This window comes from Brevundimonas sp. M1A4_2e (genome assembly GCF_053345555.1).
On the sequence record NZ_JBKFAI010000007.1, the window covers coordinates 110,130 to 131,149 of the forward strand.

At 68.3% G+C, this 21,020-nt stretch carries 24 protein-coding genes; 22 read left to right on the forward strand and 2 right to left on the reverse strand.

The window, feature by feature from the left end; genetic code table 11:
* Window positions 1-79 precede the first annotated feature (79 nt).
* From ACLBV5_RS13950 to ACLBV5_RS14035, 18 genes are all read left to right on the forward strand, one after another.
* Window positions 80-343, forward strand: coding sequence for a helix-turn-helix transcriptional regulator (locus ACLBV5_RS13950; RefSeq protein ID WP_422676089.1), 264 nt, complete (start codon window positions 80-82; stop codon window positions 341-343).
* Window positions 340-900, forward strand: coding sequence for a DUF2840 domain-containing protein (locus ACLBV5_RS13955; RefSeq protein WP_447606038.1), 561 nt, complete (start codon window positions 340-342; stop codon window positions 898-900). Before ACLBV5_RS13950 ends, ACLBV5_RS13955 begins: the two co-directional genes overlap by 4 nt.
* Window positions 897-1,412, forward strand: a complete 516-nt coding sequence (locus ACLBV5_RS13960) for a S26 family signal peptidase (protein WP_447606039.1) — start codon at window positions 897-899, stop codon at window positions 1,410-1,412. The genes ACLBV5_RS13955 and ACLBV5_RS13960 overlap by 4 nt, the downstream gene beginning before the upstream one ends.
* Complete coding sequence (locus ACLBV5_RS13965) at window positions 1,409-2,095, forward strand: lytic transglycosylase domain-containing protein (RefSeq protein ID WP_447606040.1); 687 nt, start codon at window positions 1,409-1,411, stop codon at window positions 2,093-2,095. The genes ACLBV5_RS13960 and ACLBV5_RS13965 overlap by 4 nt, the downstream gene beginning before the upstream one ends.
* Before the next feature lie 526 nt (window positions 2,096-2,621).
* Complete coding sequence (locus ACLBV5_RS13970) at window positions 2,622-3,980, forward strand: DUF3363 domain-containing protein (RefSeq protein WP_447606041.1); 1,359 nt, start codon at window positions 2,622-2,624, stop codon at window positions 3,978-3,980.
* A gap of 37 nt (window positions 3,981-4,017) precedes the next feature.
* A complete protein-coding gene (locus ACLBV5_RS13975) occupies window positions 4,018-5,988 on the forward strand; it encodes a conjugal transfer protein TraG (RefSeq protein ID WP_447606042.1) in 1,971 nt (656 codons plus the stop codon).
* 9 nt (window positions 5,989-5,997) lie between these two features.
* Complete coding sequence (locus ACLBV5_RS13980) at window positions 5,998-6,489, forward strand: CopG family transcriptional regulator (protein ID WP_447606043.1); 492 nt, start codon at window positions 5,998-6,000, stop codon at window positions 6,487-6,489.
* Window positions 6,490-6,665: 176 nt separating this feature from the next.
* Entirely contained in the window at window positions 6,666-7,607 is a 942-nt protein-coding gene (trbB, locus tag ACLBV5_RS13985; RefSeq protein ID WP_447606044.1) for a P-type conjugative transfer ATPase TrbB, read from the forward strand.
* Window positions 7,608-7,639: 32 nt separating this feature from the next.
* Window positions 7,640-7,957 (forward strand): TrbC/VirB2 family protein, encoded by a 318-nt coding sequence (locus ACLBV5_RS13990; protein ID WP_178828271.1) that lies wholly within the window; start codon window positions 7,640-7,642, stop codon window positions 7,955-7,957.
* A complete protein-coding gene (locus tag ACLBV5_RS13995) occupies window positions 7,957-8,223 on the forward strand; it encodes a VirB3 family type IV secretion system protein (RefSeq protein WP_200168813.1) in 267 nt (88 codons plus the stop codon). The genes ACLBV5_RS13990 and ACLBV5_RS13995 overlap by 1 nt, the downstream gene beginning before the upstream one ends.
* Window positions 8,224-8,225: 2 nt before the next feature.
* Window positions 8,226-10,670 (forward strand): conjugal transfer protein TrbE, encoded by a 2,445-nt coding sequence (gene trbE / locus ACLBV5_RS14000; protein ID WP_447606045.1) that lies wholly within the window; start codon window positions 8,226-8,228, stop codon window positions 10,668-10,670.
* Window positions 10,667-11,389 carry a P-type conjugative transfer protein TrbJ gene (trbJ, locus tag ACLBV5_RS14005; protein ID WP_447606046.1) on the forward strand — a complete coding sequence of 241 codons (723 nt, stop codon included), beginning with the start codon at window positions 10,667-10,669 and terminating at the stop codon, window positions 11,387-11,389. The genes trbE and trbJ overlap by 4 nt, the downstream gene beginning before the upstream one ends.
* Entirely contained in the window at window positions 11,386-11,640 is a 255-nt protein-coding gene (gene trbK-alt / locus ACLBV5_RS14010; protein ID WP_447606047.1) for a putative entry exclusion protein TrbK-alt, read from the forward strand. The genes trbJ and trbK-alt overlap by 4 nt, the downstream gene beginning before the upstream one ends.
* Window positions 11,637-13,031, forward strand: a complete 1,395-nt coding sequence (gene trbL, locus ACLBV5_RS14015; protein ID WP_447606048.1) for a P-type conjugative transfer protein TrbL — start codon at window positions 11,637-11,639, stop codon at window positions 13,029-13,031. Before trbK-alt ends, trbL begins: the two co-directional genes overlap by 4 nt.
* Complete coding sequence (trbF, locus tag ACLBV5_RS14020; protein WP_303719188.1) at window positions 13,028-13,714, forward strand: conjugal transfer protein TrbF; 687 nt, start codon at window positions 13,028-13,030, stop codon at window positions 13,712-13,714. Before trbL ends, trbF begins: the two co-directional genes overlap by 4 nt.
* Window positions 13,714-14,574, forward strand: coding sequence for a P-type conjugative transfer protein TrbG (gene trbG / locus ACLBV5_RS14025; RefSeq protein ID WP_447606049.1), 861 nt, complete (start codon window positions 13,714-13,716; stop codon window positions 14,572-14,574). The genes trbF and trbG overlap by 1 nt, the downstream gene beginning before the upstream one ends.
* Window positions 14,571-15,671, forward strand: coding sequence for a TrbI/VirB10 family protein (locus ACLBV5_RS14030; protein ID WP_447606050.1), 1,101 nt, complete (start codon window positions 14,571-14,573; stop codon window positions 15,669-15,671). The genes trbG and ACLBV5_RS14030 overlap by 4 nt, the downstream gene beginning before the upstream one ends.
* 3 nt (window positions 15,672-15,674) lie before the next feature.
* A complete protein-coding gene (locus tag ACLBV5_RS14035) occupies window positions 15,675-15,902 on the forward strand; it encodes a DUF2274 domain-containing protein (protein ID WP_200168818.1) in 228 nt (75 codons plus the stop codon).
* A 29-nt stretch (window positions 15,903-15,931) separates the two neighbouring features.
* On the opposite strand, the gene ACLBV5_RS14040 is transcribed toward ACLBV5_RS14035, so the two are convergent.
* The gene (locus ACLBV5_RS14040) at window positions 15,932-16,828 is read right to left on the reverse strand and encodes a LysR family transcriptional regulator (RefSeq protein WP_303719185.1); all 897 of its coding nucleotides are present in this window, start codon (window positions 16,826-16,828) and stop codon (window positions 15,932-15,934) included.
* Window positions 16,825-17,415: a hypothetical protein gene (locus ACLBV5_RS14045; RefSeq protein WP_313521939.1), complete on the reverse strand. Its 591-nt coding sequence runs from the start codon at window positions 17,413-17,415 to the stop codon at window positions 16,825-16,827. The genes ACLBV5_RS14040 and ACLBV5_RS14045 overlap by 4 nt, the downstream gene beginning before the upstream one ends.
* Before the next feature lie 217 nt (window positions 17,416-17,632).
* Between ACLBV5_RS14045 and ACLBV5_RS14050 the strand changes: the two genes are divergently transcribed.
* From ACLBV5_RS14050 to ACLBV5_RS14065, 4 genes are all read left to right on the forward strand, one after another.
* Window positions 17,633-18,118, forward strand: a complete 486-nt coding sequence (locus ACLBV5_RS14050; RefSeq protein WP_447606051.1) for a hypothetical protein — start codon at window positions 17,633-17,635, stop codon at window positions 18,116-18,118.
* 303 nt (window positions 18,119-18,421) lie between these two features.
* Window positions 18,422-18,583, forward strand: coding sequence for a hypothetical protein (locus ACLBV5_RS14055; RefSeq protein ID WP_447606052.1), 162 nt, complete (start codon window positions 18,422-18,424; stop codon window positions 18,581-18,583).
* A gap of 75 nt (window positions 18,584-18,658) precedes the next feature.
* Window positions 18,659-19,273 (forward strand): lasso peptide biosynthesis B2 protein, encoded by a 615-nt coding sequence (locus ACLBV5_RS14060; protein WP_447606053.1) that lies wholly within the window; start codon window positions 18,659-18,661, stop codon window positions 19,271-19,273.
* Between the two features lie 272 nt (window positions 19,274-19,545).
* Window positions 19,546-20,976, forward strand: coding sequence for an asparagine synthase-related protein (locus tag ACLBV5_RS14065; RefSeq protein WP_447606054.1), 1,431 nt, complete (start codon window positions 19,546-19,548; stop codon window positions 20,974-20,976).
* The last annotated feature ends 44 nt before the right edge of the window (window positions 20,977-21,020 follow it).

Consider the following 21,020-nt stretch of genomic DNA (forward strand, 5'->3'; position numbering starts at 1 on the left):
AGACGCCGGTTTGGCGAAATCCTTGGCCTGTCCCGCCGCCGACCGCCGACGGCGTTCCAGCCCCGCAAGGATTGCCGCCATGCACGACGCCCAGACCCCGATGCCGCCGCGCTATCTCCGCACCGCCGAGGCCGCGCGGCATCTCGGCCTGTCCGGCCGCACGCTCGAGAAGCACCGCTGCTATGGCACTGGGCCCCTCTATCGGAAGATCGGGGGACGCGTCGTCTACGCCGTCGGCGACCTCCAGGCCTGGGCGGATCGCGGCGTCAAATCCTCAACCACGGACCCGGGCCACGACAGGATTTCGCCCGCGCGCCGCCCGGATCGGGACCCTGCGTTATGACCGGCCGGGACGACGAGGGCGCCCCGTCGCCGCCGTCCTATCTGGCCTATCACCGCGATCCTGTGGTGGTGGTCGAGACCCCGCCGCCGTCGGCCGACCAACTGACCTGGGTCGAACTCGTCTTCGACCCGGGCCGCACGGAGCGCTGGATCCGCTTCGGTCAGGCGGTCGACCAGCGCATCGTTTCGCGCCGGAACCGTTTCGTCGCCTTCCGGCCCGGCGCCGTCTTCGCTTATGTGCGCTGGTCCGCCAACGCCTACGGCACGGTCGTGTCGCGCCTCGATATCCTCCAGGCGGCTGATCCGACCCGCGACCGGATCGCCATTTCCGGCGTCGTTCCCGGCGCCGTCAGCCTGCTTCGGCTGAGCGGCTGGCCGAGGGTTCGCCGCGCCCTGGACCAGATTGACGCCGTCGAGGCCGGCGGTTTTGAACCGGGCGAGGTCGCTCCCGACTACTGGCGCCACGTCCATGCCCGGCTGGCGGTCAGCCTGCCGCCCCTGGCCTATACCGCCGAGCGCCACCGAGCCTTTCGTCTGCGCCAGCAGGTCTCGTTATGAAGCGGGCGGTCGTGCTGGGATGGGCTGGCCTGGCGCTCGCCGCCCTCGCGCTTGGCCCGGTCGCTGCCCGCGCGCCGCGCCTGATCTGGAACGCCTCCGCCAGCCTTCCGATCGGCCTGTACCGGCTTGAACCGACGCGCGCGGCCGCCGCAGGCGAGCTTGTGGCCTATCGCCCAGCGCCGGAATGGTCGCGGGCGTTCGCGGCGCGCGGCTATCTGCCGGACGGTGTCCCGCTCCTGAAGCCGGTCGCGGCGACCCCGCCCTCCGTGGTCTGTCGCCAGGGACTCCGGATTGTCATCGACGGCCGGACGGTCGCCATGGCGCTGGAGAAGGACCGCGCCGGACGCCCGCTGCCGCGCTGGAGCGGCTGCATCACCCTCGGTCCGGAGGCTGTCTTTCTGCTCGCGCCCGACGTCCCGGACGCGCTGGACAGCCGCTATTTCGGTCCAGTCGACCGCAGGGATCTGCTCGGCCGCATCGTGCCGATCCGCATGCGGGAGGGCCGCGGATGAGCGTGCTGTCCTTCTCTGGAAAGCGCGCGAGGCGGGCGGCGACGCTGGCCCTGGCGCTCGCAGCGACCAGCTTTCCGTGCGTCTCGGTCGCGCTTCCGGCGGCTTCTGAACCGCGCGAGCAAGCCCTTTCCAGACGCGCGATCGATGACCTGATCACGGAGGCGGCGCGTCGTTTCGGCCTGCCGGCACACTGGATCCGGGCGGTCATGAAGCAGGAGAGCGGCTTCAATCCTCGCGCTACGTCGCGCGCGGGCGCCATGGGTCTGATGCAGGTGATGCCCGCCACCTATGCGGAACTGCGGCGACGTCACGGCCTCGGCTCTGACGCCTACGACCCCCGCGACAATATCCTGGCCGGCGCCGCCTATCTGCGCGAACTGCACGACCGGTTCGGCCTGGAGGGCATGTTGCCCGCCTATAACGCCGGGCCGCGACGCTACCTGCAGCATCGGGACCAAGGCCGCCCTCTGCCTCTGGAGACCCGCGACTATGTCGCCAGGATCGGGCTTTCGGACGGGACGGCGGCGTCGCCTGTCGGCCCCCGGATCGTGGCGGTCGCGCCGGTTGATCCGCACCGGGCGCCGCTCTTCCCGGACATGCCGCACCCCTCCGATCCGGCATCTTCCGAACTGTTCGCGTCGCTGACCTCAGCGGCGGTCTCAGGTTCGGCTGCCCCCCAATGAGCGCTCCCATGGAAGAGCGGGGAAGAGGGCAGGATAAAAGCCGCAAGGTGCGGCGGGGGTGGGGGAGGAATTTTACGCATCATCTCAAGGGATTGTCGCAAGGTGAAATTTCGCTGCCTACCTTGCGTATTTGGCTATCATGCGGAAATGGCGACGATTTTCTCGCCTTGATCCGCCTATCATGACCCGTGACGACGATTTTCGGGTCCGCCCCGGGCGGATACGCTCCGCGTCGGGGCCGAGTGTCGACACGGCGCTGCGCCAGGTCAGGGTCGCCGTCGCCCGAGCCGGCGGTCCCTCCCAACATGGCGTCGGCAAGGGAGGCGCTCGCCCCAGCACCTTCGGGCGGGGAAGGGCGGCGCTGATCCGCCGTGTGCATGTGGGCGGGTCTCGTCGGTCTGTCGTCGTCAAGGCGCGGGTGGTGCGCCGAAGCGCCGGAGGGCTCGCCGCGCACATAGGCTATCTCCAACGCGACGGCGTGACCCGCGACGGCGAAGCGGGGCGGCTCTTCGACGCCCGGAGCGACATGGTCGACGCCTCAGCCTTCGCGGAGCGCGGCCAGGATGATCGCCATCATTTCCGCTTCATCGTCTCGCTGGAAGACGCGGGCGAACTCGCAGACTTTCGCGCCTATGCCCGCGATCTCATGAACGACGTCCAGAAGGATCTGGGCGCGCCGCTCGACTGGGTCGCGGTCGACCACTGGAACACCGCCCATCCGCACCTCCACATCGTCCTCCGCGGACGGCTTGAAGACGGCGCCGACCTGGTCATCAGTCGGGACTATATCAGCCAGGGCATCCGGGCGCGGGCCGAGGCCCTGGCTGAGCTGGAACTGGGACCGCCGAGCCCGCGTGAACGTACCGCCGCTCTGGCGCGGGATGCGGAGGCTTCACGCTGGACGCGGCTTGATCGTACGCTGGAGAGGCTGATGGACGCCGATCGCCAGGTCGATCTGCGACGCGTCGGCCCATTGGGCGACCCGAGCGGAGTAGGGCCCGTGTTTCATCGGCTCCGCACGCTCGAACGTCTCGGCCTGGCCGTCTCGGCGGGACCTGGCCGATGGAGACTCCAGAACGGGCTCGGAGAGCGTCTTCGTGAGATCGCTCGCGAGATCGAGGTGGCAGGCCGTCTGGAGGCGGCGGTGGAGGCGCGGGAACTCGTCCGGACAACGGAACAGTGGGCGACCTCGGCCTTGTCCGACGTCGTCGTCGGACGGGTCCTCGCCCGGGGGCAGGACGATGAACTGCGCGGCACGGGTTTCGCCGTCATTGACGGGCTGGATGGTCGGGTTCATCACATCACCCTGGCGGACGCCGGCGCGCCCGAGCCCAGGGTCGACGCCATCGTGCGCGCCAGCCCGCCGTCGCGCGGCGCCCATCCGATGACGGTGACGGTGTCCGATCTCGGCCTGACCGGCCAGATCACGGCCAGGGGCGCGACCTGGCTGGATCGTAGGGCGCTGGATCCCAACCCCTTGCCTGAGGCCGGCGGCTTCGCCGGCGAGGTCGCCGTCGCCCGCGAAGCGCGCATCGACCGGCTGGCCGCCGAGGGGCTGGCCGAACGGCGCGGCGTCGGCGTCCGCTTCGCCTCCGGCCTGCTCCAAACCCTGAAGGCCCGGGAGATCGCCGATGTCGCGGAGCGGCTCCGGAATGAGACCGGCCTCGTCTTCCGTCCGACAGCCGAGGGGGACGAGGTCTCGGGCGTCTATCGCCGCCGCCTGGACCTGGCCTCGGGACGGTTCGCCATGATCGACGACGGGACGGGCTTCAGTCTCGTGCCATGGCGGCCTCCGCTCGAACGAAATCTCGGCCGGTCGGTCAGCGGACTCGCGGGCGCCCGGGACGAGATCGAATGGCGCCCGCCGCGCGCCCTCGGCCGCTGAGCCCGCCATCAAGACTTCTCCCTGAACTGGAGGCAGCATGTCCGCTGGAAAGATCCTCTGGGGCCAGATCACCCTGGTCTTCGGTCTCATCCTCGCCGGCGTCTGGGGCGCGACCCAGTGGACCGCCTGGCGTCTGGCCTATCAGCCGGCGCTCGGCGCGCCCTGGTTCGAGGTCCTTGGTCATTCGGTCTACGCCCCGCCGAGCCTCTTCTTCTGGTGGTTCGTCTATGACGCCTATGCGCCGCGCCTCTTCCTGGAGGGCGGCGCGATCGCAGCGGGTTCTGCGCTTGTCGCCATCGGAGTCTCCATCGCTATGGCGGTCTGGCGTTCGCGGGAGGCGGCGTCGGCGACGACCTACGGCACAGCGCGATGGGGCGACGCCCGCGACGCCCGCGCCGCCGGGTTGATGGGTGATGACGGCGTGCTGCTGGGCGAGATGGACGGCCGGTATCTGCGCCACGACGGACCCGAGCATGTGCTGTGCTTCGCGCCGACCCGCTCGGGCAAGGGCGTCGGTCTGGTGGTGCCGACCCTCCTGACCTGGGGCGGCTCGGCGCTCGTTCACGACATCAAGGGCGAGAACTGGTCCCTGACCGCCGGATGGCGCGCCCGCTTTGGACCCGTCCTGATGTTCGATCCGACCGATGCGCAGAGCGCCGCCTACAACCCCCTGATGGAGGTGCGGCCGGGACCGCTCGAGGTGCGCGACGTTCAGAACATCGCCGACATTCTCGTCGACCCCGAAGGGGCGCTCGAACGCCGAAACCACTGGGAGAAGACCAGCCACGCCCTGCTGGTCGGGGCCATCCTCCATGTCCTGCACGCCGAGCCCGACAAGACCCTGGCCGGGGTGGCTTCCTTCCTGTCGGATCCGGAACGGCCGATCGAAGCCACCCTTCGGCGCATGATGACGACGCCCCATCGCGACGGACGGCCTCATCCGGTGATCGCCGCCGCCGCCCGCGAACTGCTGAACAAGAGCGAGAACGAGCGGTCGGGCGTGCTCTCCACCGCGATGAGCTTTCTCGGCCTCTATCGCGACCCGATCGTCGCGGCGGTGACCGGGCGGTGCGACTGGCGCATCGCCGACCTGGTCGATGGCGAACGGCCCGTCTCCCTCTATCTCGTGGTGCCGCCCTCGGACATCAGCCGCACCAAGCCGCTGATCCGTCTGATCCTGAACCAGATCGGCAGACGCCTGACCGAGGATCTACAGGCGCGGGCAGGGCGGCGCCGCCTGCTCATGCTTCTCGACGAGTTCCCGGCGCTCGGTCGTCTCGACTTCTTCGAAACCGCCCTGGCCTTCATGGCCGGCTATGGGCTGAAGGCCTTCCTTATCGCCCAGAGCCTCAACCAGATCGAGAAGGCCTACGGGCCCAATAACGCCATCCTCGACAACTGCCATGTCCGGGTCGCCTTCGCGACCAATGACGAGCGCACGGCCAAGCGGATTTCCGAGACCCTGGGAACGGCGACCGAACTGAGGGCGATGCGGAACTACGCCGGCCATCGGCTATCCCCCTGGCTCGGTCATCTCATGGTGTCGCGCCAGGAGACGGCTCGCCCCCTCCTGACACCCGGAGAGGTAATGCAACTGCCATCGACTGACGCCCTGGTGCTGGCGTCGGGATGCGCGCCGCTGCGGGTGAAGAAGGCGCGCTACTATGCGGACCGTCAGCTCAAGGGGCGCGTGCTTCCTCCCCCGGCGTCGCGCGGCGCGATCCCGGGCGGAGCCGATTGGGTCTGGGCGACCGCTTCGGCCCCAGCCGCCGCAGAGCGATCGAAGCCAGGGGAGGCCGATGACGGCGGCCTGAGACAGGAACAGGATCCTGAAGCGCCTGACGTCCTGGCGCCCACGCGCGTCGTCGAAGACCCGCCCTGCGATCCGCTCGGTCCCGACCTCGACGAGGACGAGGGCGTCGCGGTTCTTCCGGACGACCTTGAGGCCCGGATGCGGCGCGTCGCGCGCCAGGCGGCGCTCGATCCTGACGACGGCATCGCCCTCTAGGCCGGCGCGATGAAAAAGCCCTTCCTCACCGTCTACCTCACGCCGGAACTGCTCGACCTCCTGGTCGCCCACGCCAAGCGACGGGGCGTGCCCAAGTCGACCGTCGCCGAGGCGGCCATCGCCAGCTTCCTCACGCCGGACGCCGCCCAGCAGCAGGAGGCCGCGCTCGGACGGCGGCTGGACCGGCTCAATCGCCACGCCGACCGGTTGGAACGGGACCTCGAAATCGCCGTCGAGATGCTGGCGCTTTTCGTCCGGACCTGGATGGCCGCAACGCCCTCCCTGCCGGACGCCGCCCAGGCGGCGGCGCGGGCGAGAGGGCGGGATCGTTACGAACGCTTCGTCGAAAACCTGGGGCGCCGGCTGGCGTCCGGACGGTCGTTCACGCGCGAACTGGCGTTCGAGCTCGAAGCCGCGACGCGGGACGATGTCGTCGACCGGGCTTCTGACGTCAGCCGCAGCGACATAGGCGATGCGCAAGACGAGAATCCAGCGTCCTGACCTTCGCCCTGATCGTCCTGGGGCGAGGGGGCGAGGTCGGTCATTCCGCCGATCGCCTGTCTTTCTACGCCTGAGCCCTACTACGCCTTCGGCCTTGTTGAACTCGCGCGATTTGCGGTTCTCTTGTCGCCCCCGTCCGGATCGCCCGCCGATCCGTCCTCGCCGACGGGACCGCCATGAGCACGCAAGCGCGCAGCCTGAAAATGCTCCGCACGGCCTTTGGCCCGGCGCTCCTGGCCGCGCTGTCGGACCCGGATGTGGTGGAAGTCATGCTCAATCCGGACGGCCGGGTCTGGCTGGATCGGCTGACGAGCGGGCTTGAATTGACGCCGCATCGCCTGGAGCCCGCCGAGGGCGAGCGGGTCGTCAGACTGGTGGCCCACCACGTCGGACAGGAGGTCGACGAGACCCGTCCCCGCATCTCGGCCGAACTGCCGGAAACCGGGGAGCGGTTCGAAGGCCTCCTTCCGCCCATTGTGCGCGCGCCGGCCTTCGCCATCCGCAAACCGGCCGTCGCCGTCTTCACCCTCGACGACTATGTCGCCGCCGGGATCATGGTCGCCGGGCAGGCGCAAAGCCTGCGCGACGCCGTCGCCCAGCGCCGCAACATCCTCGTGGTCGGGGGCACCTCCAGCGGCAAGACGACCCTGGTCAACGCCCTGCTCGCTGAGATGGCGGGGAGCGACGACCGGATCATTCTCATCGAGGACATCCGCGAACTGCAGTGCGCGGCGCCCAATACCGTGGCGCTGCGCACCCGGGACGGTGCGGTGACCCTGACCGATCTGGTGCGCTCCGCCCTTCGCCTGCGCCCGGACCGCATCCCCATCGGGGAGGTCCGCGGCGCCGAGGCGCTTGATCTGGTGAAGGCCTGGGGCACCGGACATCCGGGCGGCGTCGGCACCCTCCACGCCGGATCCGCGCACGGCGCGCTCCATCGGCTCGAGCAACTCATCCAGGAAGCGGTCCTCGTGCCGCCCCGCGCCCTCATCGCCGAGACCATCCATCTCGTCGCTGTCCTGGCCGGTCGAGGCGCCGAGAGGCGTCTGGTCGAACTCGCCGCCGTCGGCGGCCTCGACGCCGACGGCCGGTATCGCCTTTCGCCCGTCCCCTCCTGACCCCTCCGACTTCATCTCTCTGGAGCACCGTCATGATCGCCTATCAACGCCGCCTCCATCCGGCCGTCCTGCTCGCGCTGGCCGCAGTCTGCGCTTCGCCCGCCCTGGCCGGCGGCTCCTCCATGCCCTGGGAGGCGCCGCTCCAGTCCATCCTCGAGTCGATCGAAGGGCCGGTGGCCAAGATCATCGCGGTGATGATCATCATCGTCACCGGCCTGACGTTGGCCTTCGGGGACACATCGGGCGGCGCGCGTCGGCTGATCCAGATCGTCTTCGGTCTCTCCATCGCCTTTGCGGCCAGTTCCTTCTTTCTCAGCTTCTTTTCCTTCGGCGGCGGCGCGCTGGTCTGATGGCTGACCCGATCCCCGAGGATTTCGTCGCGCCCCTTCACCGTGCCCTGGTGGAGCCGATCCTCCTGGCCGGCGCGCCGCGCGCGCTCGCCATCGTCAACGGCACCCTGGCCGCCGCCCTGGGGTTGGGCCTGCGGTTATGGCTCGCAGGCGTGGCGGTCTGGATCGTCGGGCACGCCCTGGGCGTCCTCGCCGCGCGTCACGACCCGGACTTCGTCGAGGTCGCGCGTCGTCATCTGCGCCTTCCGACGCTTCTGGATGTCTGACCATGTTCTCGCTTCAGGAATATCGCGCCCGGCCGCGACAACTCGCCGACTTCCTGCCCTGGGCGGCCCTGATCGCTCCGGGCGTGGTGCTGAACAAGGACGGCGGTCTCCAACGCACCGCGCGTTTCCGTGGCCCCGATCTGGATTCGGCGACCAATGCTGAACTGTCAGGCGTCGCCGGGCGACTGAACAACGCCCTGCGCCGGCTCGGATCCGGCTGGGCGATCTTCGTCGAGGCCCAGCGCTATGCCTCGGCCGCCTATTCCAAAAGCATCTTCCCCGACCCGGTCTCAGGCCTGGTGGACGAGGAGCGGCGCGCCGCCTTCCAGGCCGACCGGAGCCACTTCGAAAGCGCCTATTATCTGACCTTGGTCTGGCTGCCGCCGGCCGAAGATCGCGGCCGCGCCGCGCGCTGGCTCTATGAGGGGGAGGCGGAGAAGGGGGTGGACTGGCCGTCGCAGGTTCGCGGCTTCATCGACCGGACCGATCGGCTCCTCGCCCTCATCGAGGGGCTGATGCCGCAGGCGGCCTGGCTCGATGACGAAGCGACCCTGACCTTCCTTCACGCCACGGTCTCGACCGCGCGGCAATCCGTCCGCCTGCCGGAAACGCCGATGCACCTCGATGTGCTGCTGGCCGACAGGGCTCTGGTCGGCGGCCTGGCGCCGCGCCTCGGGGGCACGCATCTGCGTGTCCTGACCGTCATCGGCTTTCCGACGTCGACCTGGCCGGGGCTTCTCGACGAACTCAATCGCCTGGCCTTCGACTATCGCTGGACCACGCGCGCGCTCTGCCTGGACAAGACCGACGCCGGGCGGCTGCTCGGCCGCATACGTCGCCAGTGGTTCGCCAAGCGGAAATCGATCGCGGCCCTCCTTAAGGAGGTGATGACCAATGAGGCCGCCGTCCTGATGGACTCCGACGCCGACAACAAGGCGGCGGACGCCGATCAGGCCCTGCAGGATCTCGGCGCCGATGGCGTGGGCTACGCCCTGGTCACCGCCACCCTGACCGTGTGGGACGAGGATCCGGCGATCGCCGACGCCAAGCTCCGGCAGGCGGAAAAGGTCATTCAGGGACGCGACTTCACCTGTATCGCCGAGAGCCTGAACGCCGTCGAGGCCTGGCTGGGCGGCCTGCCGGGCCACGTCTACGCCAATGCGCGGACGCCGCCGATCTCCACCCTCAACCTCGCCCACATCATGCCGATGTCGGCCGTCTGGGCCGGGCCTGACTGGAACCCCCACCTCGACGGACCGCCGCTGTTCCATGCGCGGACCGACGGCGCCACGCCCTTCCGCTTTTGCCACCACGTTGGCGATGTCGGTCACACCCTGATGGTCGGGCCGACCGGGGCGGGGAAGAGCGTGCTGCTGGCGCTGATGGCCCTCCAGTTCCGGCGCTATCCGGCATCCCAGGTCTTCGCCTTCGACTTCGGCGGCTCGATCCGCGCGGCGGCTCTGGCCATGGGCGGCGACTTCCACGACCTTGGCGAGGCGATGCTGGGCGGCGAGCGCGGGCTGACCCTGCAGCCTCTCGAAGGGATCGACGATCCGGGCGAACGCGCCTGGGCCCAGGCCTGGCTGATCGACCTCCTCGCCCGGGAAGGCGTGCCGATCGAACCGGAGATCAAGGACCAGGTCTGGTCCGCCCTCGTCAGCCTCGCGGGAACCCCTGCCAGCGAACGTACGCTCTCAGGCTTCGCCGCCCTTGTCCAAAGCTCCGCGGTGAAACGGGCGATGGCGCCCTTTACTCTGGAGGGGCCATGGGGACGCCTGCTCGACGGCGACCGCGAACACCTCGGCGTCGGCGCGGTTCAGGCCTTCGAGACAGAAGGCCTGATCGGATCGGGTGCAGCGCCCGCGGTGCTCGCCCATCTGTTTCACCGGATCGAGGCGCGGCTGGACGGACGGCCGACCCTGATCATCGTTGATGAGGGCTGGATCGCCCTCGACGATACCGGCTTTGGCGCCCAACTGCGCGAATGGCTGAAGACCCTGCGCAAGAAGAACGCCTCGGTGGTCTTCGCCACCCAGTCGCTTGCCGACATCGACAACAGCGCGATCGCCGCGGCGATCATCGAGAGCTGCCATACCCGTCTCTTCCTGCCGAACGCCCGCGCCCGCGAGCCACAGATCGCCGCCGTCTACCGCCGCTTCGGATTGAACGATCGCCAGATCGACATCCTCGCCCAGGCGACGCCGAAGCGTGACTACTACTGCCAGTCGCGTGCCGGCGACCGCCTGTTCGAACTCGGTCTCGGTCCGGTCGTTCTGGCCTTCTGCGCCGCCTCCTCGGCGACGGATCAAGCGTCCATCCGGGCGGTTCTCGACGAGGCCGGCCCAGCAGGTTTCGGCGCGGCCTGGCTGCGCCATCGCGGCCTGCCCTGGGCCGCAGATCTCCTTGCGACCGCCCCAAGCCCACACCCTCCCGGAGACCCGTCATGAAACGCCTGCGTTCGCCTATGGCCTTGTCGGCCATCCTGCCTGCCGCTGTGGCCGCCGCCGTCCTCCTCTGCGGCGACCTCCCGGTCCAGGCCCAGGTGGTCGTTCATGATCCGACCAACCACGTCCAGAACGTCATCCAGGCCGCCCGCGCGCTGGAGCAGATCAACAACCAGATCCAGTCGCTCCAGAATGAAGCCACTGCGCTGATGAACCAGGCGCGGAACCTGACGAGCCTCCCGTACTCGTCGCTCCAGACCCTGCAGGCGCAAGTCGATAGGACCCGCGGCCTTCTCGCGGAGGCCCAGGCGCTCGCCTATGACGTGCGGGAGATCGAGGCGGCTTTCGACAGCCGCTACGGCGCCGTCCCAATGTCGGCGTCAGAAGGGGATCTGGTCGCGCGCGCTCGCGAGCGCTGGCGGTCGTCGGTCGCAGGTTTCGAGGACGCGATGCGAGTCCAGGCGGGCGTGGTCCAGGGCCTGGGCGCGACGCGGCAGGAAATGGACCGCCTGGTCGGCGCCAGCCAGAGCGCCGCCGGCGCCCTGCAGGCGACGCAGGCCGGCAACCAGTTGCTGGCCTTGCAGTCGAGCCAACTGGTGGAGCTTGCCGCGCTTCTCGCCGCCCAGGGGCGAGCGGACGCGCTCGAAGCCGCCGATCGGACCGCCGCCCGCGCGGATGCGCAGGCGCGCTTCCGACGCTTCATGAGCGAGCCGGATCAATGAGGGCCCTGTTTCGTCGCGACCCCCTGGGCGTCGCCGCCGTCATCATCGCGATCTGCGCCATTGGCGCGGCTGTCTTGGCGAGCCCCGGCGCGCCGGCGCCGATCCCGGCGGCGAAACCCGTGACGAACGCGGCGGCGGCGGAACTGGCCCGATGCCGCAGTCTCGGCGAAGCCGGCGGCGCCGACCCGGATTGTCATGCCGCCTGGGCGGAAAGCCGTCGACGCTTCTTCGGCGGGGGTGACCCGTCATGAACGACACCGGCGTCATCGACCGCTTCTTCGAGGTCTTCAGCCGCTACATCGACAGCGGCTTCGGCCTGCTGGGCGGAGAGGTCGCCTTTGTCGCGACGACCCTGATCGTCATCGACGTGACCCTGGCGGCGCTGTTCTGGGCTTGGGGTCCGTCGGACGACATCCTCGCCCGGCTGGTCAAGAAGACCCTGTTCGTGGGCTTCTTCGCCTTCCTGATCGGCAACTTTCAGAGGCTCTCGGAGATCGTCTTCGCCAGCTTCGCCGGCCTGGGCCTGAAGGCGTCCGGATCCAATCTGTCGAGCGAGGACTTCCTGCGGCCGGGCAAGCTGGCCCAGGCTGGCATCGACGCCGGACGGCCGATGCTCAAGGCCGCCGCCGAGATGTCAGGCTTCCCGGGCTTCTTCGAAAACTTCGTCCAGATCGCCATCCTGATGGTCGCCTTCCTGATCGTCCTGATCGCCTTCTTCATCATGGCGGTCCAGCTCTTCGTGACCCTGATCGAGTTCAAGCTGACCAGCCTCGCGGGCTTCGTCCTCATTCCCTTCGGCCTGTTCGGCAAGACCGCCTTCCTGGCCGAACGGGTCCTCGGCAACGTCGTGGCCTCCGGAGTGAAGGTCCTCGTCCTGGCGGTGATCGTCGGCATTGGCTCGACCATGTTCGATACCTTCGTCAGCGACTTCGCCGGTCGGCCTCCCGCCCTGGAGGATGCTCTGGCGACCACCCTGGCCGCGCTCAGTCTGGCCGGACTGGCCATCTTCGGTCCCGGCATCGCATCGGGGTTGATCTCAGGCGCGCCCCAGCTCAGCGCGGGCGCAGCGATCGGAACAGGCCTCGCCGTGGGCGGGGTCGCCATGGCCGGCGCGGCAGGCGCTCGAATGGCTGCCAGCGCGGGCGCCGGGCTCGCGGGGCGAGCGGGCGCTGCCATGGCGGCTGCCCGCTCGGGCTCCGCAGCCTCCGGCGCCGCAGGCGCGGGGAGCGGATCACCCGGCGGACGCGGTCCGGGCGGAGGCTCCGGCAACGGCAACGGTAGTGGCGGCAGCGGCGGCAGCGGTGGGGGTGGCGGTGGCGGTGGAGCATCCCCGCCGTCGGGGGGATTCTCGCCCCCGGATCGGTCGTCTGCCTCCCCCGGGACGGAAGCTGCGCCAGGAGCGGAAAGCGCCTCCGCTCCGGCAGGTTCAGAGTCTCAACCCGCGCCGGCTTCATCGTCTCGCGGAGGGCCCGAAAAGCCCGAAGGAGCCAGCGGGTCCAGGGAGGCCAAGCCCCGATGGGCCAGGGAGATGGAGCGCCGACAGGCCGTCGCCCACGGCGTCGCCACCGCTGTTCATGCAGTCCGGTCGGGCGACCACAGCGGGGGCTCAGCATCCGTTTCTGTCAGCGAGGACCGTTCATGAACCCCTTCAAACGTCCGGGCGGCCACTATGGGCGTTCGCCGACGCCGGAAACGCCCTATCAGCGGGCCGCCCAAGTCTGGGACGATCGGATCGGGTCCGCCCGCGTCCAGGCGCGCAACTGGCGGCTCGCCGCCCTGATGGCGCTCGGCCTTTCCGGGGGGCTGGCTGCCGGCCTCGTCGTTCAGTCCGCGAGAGGCGTGGTTACGCCCTGGATCGTCGAGGTAGATCAGCACGGCGAGCCCCTCGCGGTTGCGCCGGCCCAGGCGAACTACACGCCCAGCGACGCGCAGATCGCCTGGCATCTAGGCCGGTTCGTCGAACAGGTGCGGGGCATCTCCGCCGATCCCGTCGTGGTGCGGAACAATTGGCTGCGTGCCTACGACTACACGACCGATCAGGGCGCCGCCGCCCTGTCGGACTTCGCCCGCACGAATGATCCGTTCGCCGACGTCGGGCGCATCCAGGTGGGTATCGAGGTCTCCAGCATTATCCGCGCCTCGCCATCCTCCTTCCGTGTCGCCTGGACCGAGCGGCGCTTTGTCGATGGCCGCCTCGCGACGACGGAGCGGTGGACCGCGATCCTGACGGTGACGGTTCAGCCGCCGAGGACGGCCGATGATCTGAGGAAGAATCCTCTCGGCGTCCTGGTCCACGCCTTCAACTGGTCAAAGGAGATCGACTGATGCGCCGCCTCATGCCCTCTAGCGCCGTCCTGGCGCTCTGCCTTGCCGCAACTCCCGGCGTCGGCCTGGCCTCAAACCCTCAGCGCGCGATGCGGGAAGCGCCGCCTCCGGCTTCGCGCATAGCGGCCGCCAACGCCGCCGCGCGCGTGCAGCCCTCAGGCGACAACTATCTCAACGCCACCCAGGTTTATGCCTATGAAGCCGGCGCCCTTTTCCAGGTCTACGGGGCACCGGGGCACGTCACCGACATCGCCCTCCAGCCTGGTGAAGCCCTTTCTGGGAAAGGGCCGGTGGCGGCCGGCGACACAGTGCGCTGGATCATCGGCCAGACAGAAAGCGGCGCGGGCGAAACGCGACGGGTCCACATCCTCGTAAAGCCCACACGGAGCGACCTGAAGACCAACCTCATCATCAATACGGATCGACGGACCTACCATCTGGAGCTCAACGCCCAGGCCTCCACCTATATGGCGGGGGTGTCCTGGCGCTATCCTCAGGACGAACTGATGGCGCTCGAAGCCCAGGTGGCGGGGCAAGCGGAGCGTGACGCCGAGCCAAGGATGAGGCTGGAAGATCTCAACTTCAGCTATCGGATCTCCGGAGCCCGGACGGCCTGGCGGCCGGTCCGGGTGTTCGACGACGGCCGCCAGGTCATCCTGGAATTCGACGCCGCGATTGATCAGGCGACATTGCCGCCCCTGTTCCTGCCCGATCCCGACGGCGGCGCCGCTCTGGTGAACTACCGCGTCCTCGGTCGCCGGCTGACCGTCGACCGTCTGTTCGACGTCGCTGAACTGCGTCTCGTGTCGGGCCGGCGCACCCAGACCGTGCGGATCGAAAAGAGGAGCGCCGGTCGATGAGCGATACGGCTGGGGGCGACGATCCAGCGATCAAGGCGATGCGCCTCCGGGCCGACCCGCCCAGACCCCTTCGCCTGTCGCGCAAGGTGGCGATGGCCGGCGTCGCCGGACTGGCCCTGGCGGTCGCGGCTGCTGTCGGCGTCGGCCTGCTGAAGCCGGACCCGGACGCACCGACCGTTGAATTGACGCGGTCGTCCGCGCCGCCGCCAGACGCGGTGCGCGCGCTTCCCGGAGATTACACAGCGCCCCGGCTGGGGCCGCCGCTTCCGGGCGATCTCGGCAGGCCCATTCTCAATGCGCGCAACGCCGCAGAGGCCGAGGCGGCCCTTGTCAGTTCGCCTGCTGGACCGGGATCGCAATCGCATGAGGCCGACGCCCGCCAGGCCGAACGTGAACGTCGTCGCGCCGAGGCAGATGCGGCCCGCACCTCCACGCTGCTGTCGATCCAGAGCGGCACGCCCGTCCCTGAAGGCGTTCATACTACGACCGGGCCGCTCGCGGGAGGCCGTCCTGCTGCCGCGCCCGCCGGGACCTCGGGCGGGATGTTGCTGGCCGGCGCCGTCATCGAAGCCAGCCTGGTCACGGGCATCCGGTCCGACCTTGCCGGTCCGGTGCTCGGTCAGATCACGGCCGACGTCCATGATACGCGGACCGGTCGCACGCTGCTTGTACCTAAGGGCTCGCGGCTGATCGGCACACACACGGCTCAGGTCGCCCAGGGCCAGTCACGAATGCAGGTGGTGTGGACCCGCATCATCCTTCCGAGCGGGCGATCGATCCTTCTCGAAGATCAGATGGCGTCGGATCCCCAGGGCTATGCGGGCTTGGAGGATCGCACGGACCAGCGCTGGGGGGAGCGGTTGAGATCGGCGGCGCTGACGACGCTGCTGGCTGTCAGCAGCGCGGCGGTGGAGGTGGATGAGGCCGATCGGCTCGCGCGGGCGATCCGCGACGGAACGAGCGACGGCGTGGACGCTCTGGGGCGAGGCCTGGTCGAGCGCGGGCTCTCCATTCCGCCAAGGCTGACCATCCGACCGGGTTTCGCCTTTCGGATCATCCTTACCCACGACCTCGATCTTCAACCCTATGGAGAGTGATCCATGTCCGCGCTCAAGCTCGCCGGCCTGCAGGACGACACGCCAGTCAAGATGACGATTGAACTGCCCGCAGATATCCACCGCGACCTGGTTCTCTATGCCGAGGTCCTGTCAGGCGACAGAGAGCGAGCCTATGCTCCAGCGCAACTGATTGGGCCCATGCTGAACCGGTTCATGGCGACCGACCGATCATTCGTCGCAGCAAAAACACGCCAGCAGGTCGCCCGCTAGATCGGCGCCAGGCGCCGTTTCGCTCGAGTTCAACGCAAGGCTCGTGCTGAACTCACAAAGCGGCGCAGCGCCGGATTATCGTTCTGGTGATACCAGGCTGCGGCGAAGCTGACGCTCAAACCTTCGCCGGCGTGGAGCGGTCGGTGGACCAGACTGCCCGGCAGGCCTGCATGGTCAAGGGCGCCCGCGGTGATGAGCGCAAGGCCCAGACCCAGTTCAACCTGAGCCAGCACGATCGGGAGGCCTGCACTCACGGTTTTGAGCCTGACCGATGCGGGCAGGCGGGTCTGGGCGAGTACATCGGCGCCGAGATCCCCTTCGCTGATCAGTAACGGGTCGCCGTTGAGGGACTGCAGATCGACCGTCTGTTCCAGAGCGAGCGGATGGCTTGCGGGAAGAACGACATGGAGCGTCTCGCGCCAGAGTTCGGATACGTCGAGGCCGGTGACGGTCATGCCTCCGGGCAGGACGGCGATGTCCAGTCTGCGATCCGCAACGGCCGAGAGGTGATCGCTCGCCTCGCCGGACACCATCTCGATCTGGACGTGGGGGTGGGCGCCCCGAAATCGGTGCAGAAGTCCGAACAGGGCTTCGGAAAGGAAGGACGGGGTCAGGCCGATCTTCAGCCGGCCCAGGCGACCTTCGCCCGCCTCGCGGGCCTCAGTGACCGTATCGCCCAGCAGGTCGAGCGCGTGCTCCACGCCCCTGATGAAGGAGACGCCTGCAAAGGTGGGGGTCGCGCCGCCCGGATTGCGATGAAACAGGGAGACGCCAATTTCGTCCTCCAGCCCCCTGACGCGCCGGCTGAGGGCGGACTGTTCGACGCCGAGGGCGTCAGCCGCCTTACGAAAGCCGCCTGCGCTGGCCACGGCGAGGGACCACCTCAGGGAGGTGAGGTCCAGCCTCGGGGCCGATCCCGGTTTCACCCGGCGCCCGCCTGAACCTGTTCCGCCTCGGTCAACAGGGGGGCGGCGCTGATGCGCCGCTCGTGAAAGTCGCGAAGCCGCTCCGCCGCTTGCGGCTCCTGTCCGTTGGCCAGCAGGTCGGCGACGGTTTCCAGGGCTGACGGCATGTCGCCGAGCAAGCGCGCTTCCGCCCGTGCGAACCGTTCAATCGTCGCCTGGACGCGATCATAGACGGCCACCAAAGCGGGATCTGCCGCGGCGGCGACGATATGGCGAAAGAGCCGCGTCGGGTCCGCATGGGGCGTTACGTTGATGCCAGGCACGGCGCCCTCCAACCCCTTTTCCAGACAGTGGAGCCGCAACCTGTATCGGCCGGCCAGGCCGGCAGGGTCGAGACTTAGTCCGGCATAGCCGCCGGCGGGCGCGCGCTCGATCAGGCCCTCTCCCCCGAGCCAGGCCAGAGCTTCGCGAATGGGTGTCGTGGACAGTCCGAGGGATTGGGCTTCATCGAGAATGATGATGGGCTTGCCGGGCGAGAAGGCACCGGCGATCGCGCGCTCCCTGAGCGTGCGCAAGGCGCTGGCGAAAGGATCGCGATTGCGCGCCATCCGATGACTCCGTTGCTCCGAATCATCAGACTCAAGACTTCTTGCCTCGGTTGAAAGCGGCTGGGGTGCTGAATGCGACATATCTTCGCGCCCGGATGAAAAGCCCGCGTGGGCGCGCGACTTTTTCGCGCGAGGCTGCCTTTGCGGGTCCAGAAACGCTGACTTCTGTTGATTGAACCGCGTTAGCCGCTCACACCTGTCGCGGGGAGGTTGTGAAATGACGCCACCGGACCAATCAGAGCTTGAAAGCGACAGCGCGGTGCTCTCGGCGACGATCCGCGGTATTCGACGCCTGCGCGGTTTCTCTTCATCGGAGACGGCTGCCGGAATGAACCTTGTCCTGCGCACCTATCAAGACTTCGAGGCGGGGCGAGGCCGCTTGAACGTCGACTACATCTACCGCTTCTGCCATTTCGTGAATGCCGATCCCGACGCCATCTTCGCGTCGCTGTCGATTGGGTCTCCGGACTTTGCACTGCGCTGCAGCTCCAACAAACTCATGAGCATTGTCATGATGGGGATGCATCAATTGAATCAGCAGTCGGGTGACAAGCTCGCTACTCTGGACGTCCGCACGATCGTCAACGCGGTGAACGCCCTGGTGCGCGAACTGGTCGACAAGAGCGCTGGCGGCGAGGAGGTCGATTGGCTCAAGGCCGCGGAGGAACAACTTCGTCGTGCGCGCCCCAAGCCGGGCCGCTGAATATACCGAGATATACTTTGCCACGGCGTCGCGAGCGGCCGTCCATGGAGAGGCCGCAATCCTGCGGCCGACCAAGGAGACTGTGATGCAAACCTCAATCTGCGTTCGCCTGGTTCGTCTGGGCGAGGCCCGTACTCTCACGCGTGGGGGGTGGCATGAAGGGGTGATGGAACTGGATGGCACCTACATCCGGATCGCGTGATGGCCCTGCAGGCGCTGGCGCATGTCAGCGCCTGCAACTCCCGAAGGGTAGAGAATATATGGCAATATAGCTTGCCGCTATCCGCCCGGAGTCGCCTCCTGATGAAGCCGCGTTTTGCGGCGATCCAGAGAGGAGAGACTGAGATGACCCCCACCAAAACGATCCGCCTCATCCGCCTCGGCCAAGCTCGCGAATTGACCCGCGGCGGCGCCGTCGACGGCGAGCTGGAAATCGACTTCACTCGCGTCAAGCCGTTGGGCTGAGGTCGGGGGCCGTCGGCTTGGGCCGACGGCCATCGCCTCCTCGCGACCGTGATTTCGCCCGCCCCCTCCATCCATGTGGCCTCGATCGAAGACGACCTGGTCGCCCTCGATCTCGAGAACGACGCCTACCTCTGCCTCCCCGGATTGGGGCGGCATCTGCTCGACGCCGGCGACGGCCAATGGACGGCCTCGAGCGCGATGATCGCGGACGGTCTTCTCGAGACGGGGCTTTTCCAAACGGCTGTTTCACGCCCGCCCCGGCCCGCCCTGCCGCCGGCCGCCCGAACCTCTAGGCGCTACGAGGGACCAGGTCCCGGCCGCATGGCAAGCGTGACCTTGGCGACGATCATGATCCGAGAAGCCTGGCGCATCCATGGACGCTCGTTGAAGGCGCTCATCGCGCGATCGCCGAACCTGTCACTGCGTCATGACCAGACGGCCGAGGCCATGGCGGACGCCCGCCTGTTCGATCACCGGATGCCCTGGGTTCCGGGGCAGGGGCAGTGCCTCTATCGGGCCTATCTGTTGCGCGCGTTTCTCGCGTCACGCGGTCGCGGCGCCACCTGGGTTTTCGGCGTCAGGACCTGGCCCTTCTCCGCCCATTGCTGGCTGCAGGTCGGCGACGTGCTTCTGGATGATGATCTGGATCGGGTCGCCCTTTACACGCCCATCATGGCGGTCGGCGCGTGAGCCGGTTCGTCGCCGTGCTCGGGCGGGAGACAGACCCCGACGCCTGTCGGCCGATGAAGGAGGCCGCTCGCCAGCGGGGCTGGACGATTACGGATGTCGGGCCGTCATTCTGGATCGCCGCGGAAAGGGCCTCGGTCGCACGCCGGGCTCTGGGCATCGGCGAAGTCGTCCTGATCGGCGAAACCGTCACCGGAGCGACTACTTCGGACGGTCGCGTAGGCAATATCGACGACGCCTGTCGGGACCTGGCGCGGACGATCTGGGGCCGATACGTGGCGGTGTTCCTGACGCCCGAAGGCCGTCTGGCCGGCGTGTTTCGGGACCCGTCCGGGGCGATGGACTGCGCCGTCTCGCGAAGCCGATCAGCCTGGTTGATCGCGAGCGATACGCCTGACTGGCTGGTCGACATTCATGAGCACGCCGGCCTTTCATGGGGTGCAGTCGCGACTGTCTTGCGCGACCCAATCACCCTGTCGACCGCCGATCTCCTCCAAGGCTGGAAGACGGTCTATCCCGGCGCACTTCATCTGCCCGACGGTCGAAACCGGAAGGTATGGTCGCCAGTGCAGGCGGCACGACGATCAACGTCGATGACGACAGACGACCTTCGCGAAACGGTCGATGAGGCCGTCGCGGGCCTCACCCGCCGACGGTCCTCCTTGCTGGTCGAAGTCTCAGGAGGCCTGGATTCTGCCATCATGGCCGCCAGCCTTCGAGCCAGCGGGTTCGATGGAAAGGTCCTCTGGCTCAACACCCATGGTCCCTATCCGGAATCTGACGAGCGCGCCTACGCCACGGCGGTGGCCGACGCCCTGGGCGTGCACCTGACAATCCTGTCCCGATCCGCCCGCGACCTGGCCAAAGGGCTGGCGCTTGAACATCCCCGGTCGTTCCGGCCCAGTCTCAATCGCCTGGACGCGGCCTATGACGCCCTGCAGGCGGACCTATGCGAGGCGCATGGTGTGGAGGGCGTGCTTACCGGCAAGGGCGGGGATGTCGCCTTTCTGCAGACCGCCAGCTCCAGCATTCTCGCTGACGAGCTGCGCGATCGAGGTTGGGTCGCTTTGTTCGGCCGGACCGCGCCTGTGCTCGCCCGTCGGATGAGGCGGTCAGCATGGCGGAATATGCGAGCAGCGATCGTCTCTGCGCGACGACCACGTGAGTATTCGCCGTCTGCAAACGCCCTTCTGCACCCGGACATCCGCGGCGCCGAATGCCCGCCTCATCCTTGGCTTGTCGACATGGCCGGCGTCGGTCCGGGCAAACGACAGCAGATTGTCGGCTTCGCGAGCAACCTCGGCCTGCACAGCCCGTCCCGGCGAAGCGAGAGAGCAGAGCTGTTGCATCCGGCGCTCAGCCAGCCGGTCATGGAAGCGGTTCTGGCCACCCCGTCATATGGGCTGACGAAGGGAGGACATGACCGCCTTCTGGCCCGCGACGCCTTCGCGGACCGACTACCGCAGGCCCTGGTCCATCGCCGGTCCAAGGCCGAACTCGGCGGCTATTACGGCCGTGTCCTCGCCGCGAACATCGACCGCCTGCGTCCGCATCTCCTCGAGGGACATCTCGCCCGGCAGGGCCTGATAGACCGCGACCAGGTCGAGGCCGCGCTTCAGGTCGAGCACCTGATCTGGCAGGGCGGCTATCTGGAACTGATGATGCTGGGTCTGGTCGAGAGTTGGACCAAGGCTTGGCTGCGCTGAGGCGAGATTTGAGCGTCCCGGTTTCAGGACATGTATTGGGCCGT

What these genes read in the sequence shown, in the direction of transcription:
- ACLBV5_RS14050 (WP_447606051.1), top strand. Translation starts at nt 17,633, where the DNA reads ATGACGCCACCGGACCAATCAGAGCTTGAAAGCGACAGCGCGGTGCTC.
- ACLBV5_RS13970 (WP_447606041.1), top strand. Translation starts at nt 2,622, where the DNA reads ATGGTCGACGCCTCAGCCTTCGCGGAGCGCGGCCAGGATGATCGCCAT.
- ACLBV5_RS13965 (WP_447606040.1), top strand. Translation starts at nt 1,409, where the DNA reads ATGAGCGTGCTGTCCTTCTCTGGAAAGCGCGCGAGGCGGGCGGCGACG.
- trbG (WP_447606049.1), top strand. Translation starts at nt 13,714, where the DNA reads ATGCGCCGCCTCATGCCCTCTAGCGCCGTCCTGGCGCTCTGCCTTGCC.
- ACLBV5_RS13980 (WP_447606043.1), top strand. Translation starts at nt 5,998, where the DNA reads ATGAAAAAGCCCTTCCTCACCGTCTACCTCACGCCGGAACTGCTCGAC.
- ACLBV5_RS13950 (WP_422676089.1), top strand. Translation starts at nt 80, where the DNA reads ATGCACGACGCCCAGACCCCGATGCCGCCGCGCTATCTCCGCACCGCC.
- ACLBV5_RS14055 (WP_447606052.1), top strand. Translation starts at nt 18,422, where the DNA reads ATGAAGCCGCGTTTTGCGGCGATCCAGAGAGGAGAGACTGAGATGACC.
- ACLBV5_RS14035 (WP_200168818.1), top strand. Translation starts at nt 15,675, where the DNA reads ATGTCCGCGCTCAAGCTCGCCGGCCTGCAGGACGACACGCCAGTCAAG.
- trbL (WP_447606048.1), top strand. Translation starts at nt 11,637, where the DNA reads ATGAACGACACCGGCGTCATCGACCGCTTCTTCGAGGTCTTCAGCCGC.
- ACLBV5_RS14045 (WP_313521939.1), bottom strand. Translation starts at nt 17,415, where the DNA reads ATGGCGCGCAATCGCGATCCTTTCGCCAGCGCCTTGCGCACGCTCAGG.
- trbE (WP_447606045.1), top strand. Translation starts at nt 8,226, where the DNA reads ATGTTCTCGCTTCAGGAATATCGCGCCCGGCCGCGACAACTCGCCGAC.
- ACLBV5_RS13960 (WP_447606039.1), top strand. Translation starts at nt 897, where the DNA reads ATGAAGCGGGCGGTCGTGCTGGGATGGGCTGGCCTGGCGCTCGCCGCC.
- trbF (WP_303719188.1), top strand. Translation starts at nt 13,028, where the DNA reads ATGAACCCCTTCAAACGTCCGGGCGGCCACTATGGGCGTTCGCCGACG.
- ACLBV5_RS13975 (WP_447606042.1), top strand. Translation starts at nt 4,018, where the DNA reads ATGTCCGCTGGAAAGATCCTCTGGGGCCAGATCACCCTGGTCTTCGGT.
- ACLBV5_RS13955 (WP_447606038.1), top strand. Translation starts at nt 340, where the DNA reads ATGACCGGCCGGGACGACGAGGGCGCCCCGTCGCCGCCGTCCTATCTG.
- ACLBV5_RS13990 (WP_178828271.1), top strand. Translation starts at nt 7,640, where the DNA reads ATGATCGCCTATCAACGCCGCCTCCATCCGGCCGTCCTGCTCGCGCTG.
- trbB (WP_447606044.1), top strand. Translation starts at nt 6,666, where the DNA reads ATGAGCACGCAAGCGCGCAGCCTGAAAATGCTCCGCACGGCCTTTGGC.
- ACLBV5_RS14030 (WP_447606050.1), top strand. Translation starts at nt 14,571, where the DNA reads ATGAGCGATACGGCTGGGGGCGACGATCCAGCGATCAAGGCGATGCGC.
- ACLBV5_RS13995 (WP_200168813.1), top strand. Translation starts at nt 7,957, where the DNA reads ATGGCTGACCCGATCCCCGAGGATTTCGTCGCGCCCCTTCACCGTGCC.
- trbK-alt (WP_447606047.1), top strand. Translation starts at nt 11,386, where the DNA reads ATGAGGGCCCTGTTTCGTCGCGACCCCCTGGGCGTCGCCGCCGTCATC.
- trbJ (WP_447606046.1), top strand. Translation starts at nt 10,667, where the DNA reads ATGAAACGCCTGCGTTCGCCTATGGCCTTGTCGGCCATCCTGCCTGCC.